This window comes from Microtetraspora sp. AC03309 (genome assembly GCF_020826795.1).
Taxonomy (GTDB): Bacteria; Actinomycetota; Actinomycetes; order Streptosporangiales; family Streptosporangiaceae; genus Microtetraspora; species Microtetraspora glauca.
In genome coordinates this window covers 1-7231 of the sequence record NZ_JADDIL010000144.1, presented here as the reverse complement: position 1 = coordinate 7231, position 7231 = coordinate 1, and the positions used below count along the sequence as shown (strand labels likewise).

Here is a 7231-nt window from a genome sequence, read left to right as displayed (position 1 = left end):
ACCCGACCCGACCCGACCCGCCTCGGCTACGACCACGCCCGCGTCTTGCTTGACACCCATGCCGGACTCGACCTGCACCAGCTGTGCCACAGCGCCGCCACCCACCTCGACGAGGCCGAAATTCCGCTGCAGCTCATCATGGGCAAGGCCTGGCACAAGAACACCGCCATGCGCTACGTCAACCCTGTCGCTGAGGCCATCGCCGGCGTGAGCGCCCGGGAACTGTCGATGGCGCGCGACCGCCACATTCCGGAGGCCGGTTTCGCGCCCTGCGGCCGACTCGGGCGTTGACCCCGCCGACACCGTGCTCCGCGTCCTGCCCGACTCGGGCACCCACCGCCGCACCGTCGACGTGGCCTACTGATCAGCGTGGGCGGCTGAGGGCGGCCTCGGCCAGATCCGTCCATTTCTCGGCCGAGGAGTGGGGCACGACCACCCAGTCCTTCATCGCCCTGCCCTGCCCCGAGGGGTCGAACAGGGACGCCCCGGCCAGCTGGAGCGCGGCTGTGTGTTCGGGGGTGTCCCTGACCAGCCGGAACACCATCGCGCCGTCGCGCTGCAGGCTCGCGAACACCTTCCCCGCCTGATCTTTGAGCGCGGGACTCCCCATCATCCTGGAGATCCATACACCCAGGTCGGCCAGCTCGGCGCCGACCTGCTTGAAATCCTCTTCCGCGCTCATCGTCAGTCGGTCCCAAATCCCATGGCGGCGTGGTCGAGCAGTTCGCCGTGGTCGGGACTCTTCCCGGATGACGCGATCGCCTCGGCCCCGCCTTCCGGCAGCACGGCGATCAGGCTAGTCATCCTGGCGGCCCCGATCAAGGCGGACGCGGGGTGCCGACCATGCTCACCAGCAGCGCCAGCCGCTCCTTGAACGTCCAGCGACGCCGCCTGAGCCACGTCCGCTAGCCGGGACCGCTGTGGCACGGCTCCATCTGGGCCGCGCCACAGCGGGGCGTGATTCTTCAGACCCGGCCTGGCTATGCGCCGGCCTCCGCCGGGGTTCCGTCCGGAGCCGCGGCGACCGGCTCCTCCACCGTCTCCTCGACCGGAGCGCGCAGGCCGCGTACGCCCGGGGACAGGAGCGCGAGCAGGGAGACTCCGGCGACGATCACCGCGCAGGCGAGCAGCGCGGGGCGCGGCCCGATCGCGATGGCGACCGGCCCGGCCACCAGCAGGCCGATCGGGCCGAACATCAGAGAGCCGAGCGCGTCGTAGGAGCTGACCCGCGACAGGGCCTCCGGCGGGACCTCCCGCTGCATGGTGGTGTTCCACAACACGCCGAAGACGTCGAAGCAGATCCCCATCACGACCGCCGCCGCCACCACCGCCCACAGCGGAGCCGACGACCCGAGCAGCAGGTACGGCAGGGCCGTCGGCAGGGTGAGCAGGGTCGCGACCAGGATGGGGCGACGCGGCCGCAGCCGCAGGGTCACCAGGATGCCGGCGATCATGCCGACGGCCTCGCCCGCGAGTACGGCCGACCAGGCGGGGGCACCGCCCAGGCTCTCCTTGGCCACCAGCGGGCCGAGGACGCCGTGCGCCGCCTGCACCGCCATCACGAGGATGGAGAACTGCGCGACCACCACCCACAGCCACTGCCGGGAGGCGAACTCGCGCCACCCCTCGCGCAGGTCGGCGAGCACCGAGTGCCGCTCGGCCGCCGCGCGCTCCGCCGGGGTGAGGCGCAACGCCGTCACCATCGTGGCCGCCACGGCGAACATGGCGCCGCTGACGGCGAGCGACCAGCCGGCGCCGAGCAGGACCACCGCGCCCCCGCTCAGGACGAGGCCCGCGACACGGGAGATGTTGGTACCGAGCCCAAGCAGGGCGTTCGCCGTCTGCAACCGCTCGGTGGGGACGACGTCGGGAACGATCCCGGTCAGCGCCGGAAAGAAGATCGCGGTCGCGACGCCGCTGACGGCCGCCGCGGTCACCAGGGCGGGAACCGGGGCCCAGCCGGTGAGCATCATCGCGGCGAGCGACAGATACGCCGCCGCGTTGAGCCCCTCACCCGCCATCATCACGCGGTGCCTGGGCAACCGGTCCGCGATGACGCCGCCGACGAGCATGAACGCGACCATCGGCAGCGCCTCGGCGGTGAGGACCACCGACAGCGTCGTGGCGGTCGACCCCGGGAGCGCGAGCACGCCGAAAGCGAGGGCGACGGGCGCGAACCCGCTGCCGAGCACCGAGATGGTCCGGACGGCGAGGAGCAGGGCGAAGCGCCGATCCCGGAGCATACCGAGATCGCGACGGACACTGTGCACCTGCGACTCCTCGCTGGAAGACCCCCGAAACGGATCCATAGTGCCGTTCACGGCATGGAACTGTCGCTTCATTTAACGCGGCCGGGACGTCGGCGTTCACGGGTCCGGAGGCCCGGAAAGACACGGGACGAACGGCGGAGAAGGCACAGGACGAACGGCCGAGAAGGACACCGGGACCAACGGCGGAGACCGCGCGGGACGAACAGCAGACGAACCCGCGCGGACGGTTCCATATCGCGACGCTATGGATTTTTGGAGGGTACCCGGCCCTCCCGCTCTCGGTGTCAGCTTTACGCAGCCCGCCCGCGGGCTCCCCCCTCACCCCCCTGAAGAGGAGTCACGAGAGTGAATCCCAAGGTCAGGCCCGGTGTCGTCGCCGTGCTCGCGACGGCGATGGCCGCCGCCACGCTGGCGACCGCCCCCGGTGCCTCAGCCGCACGAACATCGTCCCTCCCTGCCGGCTCCAGTCCGACCGGATCCACGCCGACCGGATCCACGCCGACCGGATCCACGCCGGCCGGGTCCGCGCTGGGCGCCTCCGCCCCCGACCCCACGCCCGCTTTCAGCCCGCCGAGCTCCGAGGAGCGCAGGAGCGCGATCAGCACCGCGGGCGGCGCGCTCGCCGGTGACGCGGCGGCGCTCCACACGTCCGCCGACGACACGTTCGAGCTCACCCGGACCGTCGCCGGAGGTCACGGCCTGCAGTACCTGACCTACCGGCGCACGCACCAGGGCCTGCCGGTGTACGGCGGCGACGTGGTGGTCGCCACCGACAGGTCGGGCCAGGTCGTCCACTCGGTGACGACCGGCCAGCGGGCCACCCTGAAGATCGACCCGCGGACCACGGTGACCGCGGACGCCGCGGCCACCAAGGCCCGCGCCGAGCTGACCCGGGTCGACACCGTGGGCGAGCCGACGCTGCTCGTGCACGCGGCGGGCGAGCGGCCGAGGCTGGCCTGGGAGGTCGTGGTCACCGGCCGCGGCGAGAAGGCTCCCAGCGTCCTGCACGTGTACGTCGACGCCACGGACGGCTCGGTCTTCGACTCCTGGGACGAGGTCCGGGAGGGCACCGGCAGCAGCAACTACCACGGCCAGGTGACGATCGCCACCTCCGGATCCGCCGGCTCGTACTCGATGACCGACACGACCCGGCCGGGGCTCCGGTGCGGCGGCCAGACCGGCACGGCCTACACCAAGTCCACCGACAGCTGGGGCAACGGGTCCGGCACCAACCTGGAGACCGCCTGCGTCGACGCGCTGTACGCCGCACAGCAGGAATGGAACATGCTGCGCGACTGGCTCGGCCGCAGCGGCTTCAACGGGTCCGGGGGCGCGTTCCCCGCCCGGGTCGGGCTCAACGACGTCAACGCCTACTGGAACGGGTCGTACACCAACTTCGGCCACAACTCGGCGAACAACAAGCAGGCGACCTCGATCGACGTGGTGGCCCACGAGTACGGCCACGCGATCTTCCAGTACTCCGGCAGCATGCAGCAGAGCAGCGCCAACGAGGAAGGCGGGCTGAACGAGTCCACCGGCGACATCTTCGGCGCGCTGACCGAGCACTACGTCAACGAGCCGGCCACCTATGACGAGCCGGACTACCTGGTCGGCGAGGATCTCAACCTCACCGGGTCGGGCCCGATCCGCAACATGTACAACCCGAGCGCGCTGGGCGACCCGAACTGCTACAGCTCCTCGATCCCGAACACCGAGGTGCACAAGGCGGCGGGCCCGCAGAACCACTGGTTCTACCTGCTCGCCGAGGGCAGCAACCCGGGCGGCGGCAAGCCGACCAGCCCGACCTGCAACAACACGGCGATCACCGGCATCGGCATCCAGAAGGCCGGCAAGATCTTCCTGGGCGGCCTGGGCACCAAGACGGTGCCGTGGACGCACGCGAAGGCGCGGGTCGCCACGCTGAACGCCGCGAAGTCGCTCTTCCCCGGCAGCTGCGCCGAGTTCGACGCGACCAAGGCCGCCTGGAACGCGGTGAGCGTCCCGGCGCAGTCCGGCGAGCCGACCTGCACCTCCTCGGGCGGCCAGTTCTCGATCGCGGTCAACCCGGCCGCCGGGAGCGTCCAGCCCGGCCAGTCGACGACCACCACGGTCACCAGCGCGGTGGTCAGCGGTAGCGCACCGTCGCTCACGCTGCGCACCCGTACCCCGCTGCCGACCGGCGTGACCGCGACCTTCGCCCCGTCGACGATCACGGCGGGCCAGTCGTCGACGCTGACGCTCGGCACGGCGTCGAGCACCGCGGCCGGCGTCTACCCGGTGACGGTGATCGCCACCGGCGGGTCGGTGGAGAAGGAGGCGACGTTCTCCCTCACGGTCGGCTCGCCGCCGTCCGGCACGCCGGACATCGCGGTCAACAACGTCACCGCGCACCTGAACCAGCTCCAGTCGATCGCGACCGCCAACGGCGGCAGCCGTGCCTCCGCGACGGCCGGCTACACCGCCTCGCTGAACTACGTGAAGGGCAAGCTGGACGCGGTGGGTTACACCACGCGGATCCAGAACTTCACCTACAACGGGGCGACCCACGCGAACCTGATCGCCGACTGGACCGGCGGGCCCAGCAGCCCGACCGTGATGCTGGGCGGCCACCTCGACAGCGTCGCCGCCGGGCCCGGCATCAACGACAACGGCTCCGGCTCGGCCGCGCTGCTGGAGGTCGCGCTCACCCTGGCCTCCCGTAACCCCACGCTCACCAAGCACGTACGGTTCGCCTGGTGGGGCGCCGAGGAGCAGGGCATGCGCGGCTCGACGTACTACGTCCAGAACGGCGGCGCCGCCGGGGTCGAGTCGTACCTGAACTTCGACATGGTCGGCTCGCCGAACGCCGGCTATTTCGTCTACCAGGACGACGCCGCCCTGCAGAAGGTGTTCACCGACTACTTCACCTCGATCAACGTGCAGACGGAGCCGGAGACGGGCGCCGACGGCCGCAGCGACCACGCGCCCTTCAAGAACGCGGGCGTGCGGGTCGGTGGCCTGTTCACCGGCGCGGAGGGCGTCAAGTCCGCCGCCCAGGCACAGAAGTGGGGTGGCACGGCGGGCCAGGCGTACGACTCGTGCTACCACTCGTCCTGCGACCGGTACCCGGCCAACGTCAGCACGACCGCGCTCGACCGGAACAGTGACGCCATCGCCGCCGCCCTGTGGAAGCTCGCCGTGGGGGACACGCCCCCTCCGGTGAACGACTTCTCGCTCTCGGTGAACCCGTCGTCGGCCTCGGCGCAGCCCGGCCAGTCGGTCACCGCGACCGTCAGCACACAGGTCACCAGCGGCAGCGCGCAGAGCATCGCGCTGTCGTCCAACGCGCCCTCGGGGATCACCGTCTCGTTCAGCCCGGCCACCGTCACGGCGGGCCAGTCCTCGGCGGTGACGATCGCCACCTCGGCGAGCACCACGGCGGGCACGTACACGATCAACCTCAACGGGACCGGCACGTCGGCCAACCACTCGGCGGCGTTCACCCTGACCGTCGGCGGAGGTGAGGGCGACACCTGGGCGCCCTACACCACGTACGCGGCGGGCGACGTCGTGAGTTACGGCGGGGTCCAGTACCGATGCCTGCAGGGACACACGGCGCTGCCTGGCTGGGAGCCGCCGATCGTCCCCGCTCTCTGGCAGCGGATCTGATCCTGCCGTGATCAGGTGGGCGGCAGCGGGGAGCCGCCCACCACTTCACTCTCCGAATCCGAAATGTCACGCTCCAAATGAAATACGTCTTAATTTCGCGACACGGCTTGATTGCACGGACAAGGACAAGCGCCGTACTTTCCGGCTATGGATCTCGAGCTGCGTCACCTCAAAATCGTGACCGCGGTCGCGGAGGCGGGAAGCATCACCAAGGCCGCCACACTGCTCGGCCTGGCCCAGCCCGCGCTGACCGCGCAGCTCAAGCGGATCGAGCGCACGCTCGGCGGCGCTCTGTTCGAGCGCGACCGCTACGGTGCCCGCCCCACGCCTCTCGGGGAGCTGGTGCTGAGCCGGGCCCGCGTGGTGCTGCCCGCGGTACGGGAGCTCCAGGAAGAGGCGGTGCGGTTCGCCAACACCTACGACGGCATCACCTCCTTCCGCATGGGCGCCACCAACGGGCCGATCCTGGGCGGGCTGGTCGCGCGGCTGACCACCAGCTGCCCCGAGACGCCGGTGAGCACCTACACCTCGTGGTCCGCGCGGGAGCTCACGAACATGCTGGTCACGGGGCGGCTGGACTTCGCGCTCGTCGGCACCTGCGGCGAGAGCCCGCCGCCCGCGGGCGACCCGGTGCTGTGGAGCACCGTGGGCACCGTGCCGGTGTTCGTCCTGCTCAGCGAGGACCACCCGCTCGCCGGCGCCGAGGAGGTCGCGCTGGCGGAGCTCGCCGACGAGAGCTGGGCGGTCACCCCCGGAGACGGCTGCTTCGGCGACTGCTTCGCCGCCGCCTGCGCCCGGGCCGGCTTCACCCCGGCCACGATGTACGAGACCGATCTGGCCACCTGCGTCTACCTCGCCCAGCTCGGCCGCGCCGCCGTACTGTGCCAGGCGACCTTCCAGCTCGTGCCCGGGATCGTCATGGTCCCGCTCGCCGGGGCGCCGCTGCACTGGCGGCAGCGGATCGGCTGGCACGCCGACGCCCCCGTCGCCCGAGCGGCCGCCATGATGATCGACCACGCCATGGCGGCGCACGCCGACGCCGTACAACGCAGCCCCCGATGCGCCGAATGGCTCGCCGCGAACCCGCAGTTCCACGCCATTCCATAACACCTGGACAGGGGAAAAGCGGTAGATACACGACCGATGTGATGGCCGTTACCTTGAGGGCGTTCCCCACCCCCCAAGGAGAAACGGCATGCTCCGCAGACCCTCCGTCATCGCGGGATGCGTCCTGACCCTCGCCGCCCTGGCATTCCCCGCCACCACGGCGCTCGCGCAACCCGGCTCCCCCTCCCTCGAACCCTCCGCCGCAC

At 71.1% G+C, this 7231-nt stretch carries 4 protein-coding genes and 1 pseudogene; 3 read left to right on the top strand and 2 right to left on the bottom strand.

The window, feature by feature from the left end:
• Positions 1–291, top strand: a pseudogene (locus IMZ11_RS41255) (site-specific integrase); the annotation flags it as partial.
• 73 nt (positions 292–364) lie between these two features.
• Here the strand turns inward: IMZ11_RS41255 and IMZ11_RS41250 are convergent.
• Positions 365–682, bottom strand: coding sequence for a hypothetical protein (locus IMZ11_RS41250; protein WP_228648816.1), 318 nt, complete (start codon positions 680–682; stop codon positions 365–367).
• A gap of 298 nt (positions 683–980) precedes the next feature.
• Entirely contained in the window at positions 981–2270 is a 1290-nt protein-coding gene (locus IMZ11_RS41245) for an MFS transporter (protein ID WP_228648814.1), read from the bottom strand.
• 345 nt (positions 2271–2615) lie between these two features.
• Here IMZ11_RS41245 and IMZ11_RS41240 point away from each other — a divergent pair, with 345 nt between their 5' ends.
• Together IMZ11_RS41240 and IMZ11_RS41235 are read left to right on the top strand one after the other, a co-directional pair.
• On the top strand, positions 2616–5918 hold the full coding sequence (locus IMZ11_RS41240) for a M28 family peptidase (protein WP_228648812.1): 3303 nt from the start codon (positions 2616–2618) through the stop codon (positions 5916–5918).
• Between the two features lie 147 nt (positions 5919–6065).
• Positions 6066–7025, top strand: coding sequence for a LysR family transcriptional regulator (locus IMZ11_RS41235; protein WP_228648810.1), 960 nt, complete (start codon positions 6066–6068; stop codon positions 7023–7025).
• The last annotated feature ends 206 nt before the right edge of the window (positions 7026–7231 follow it).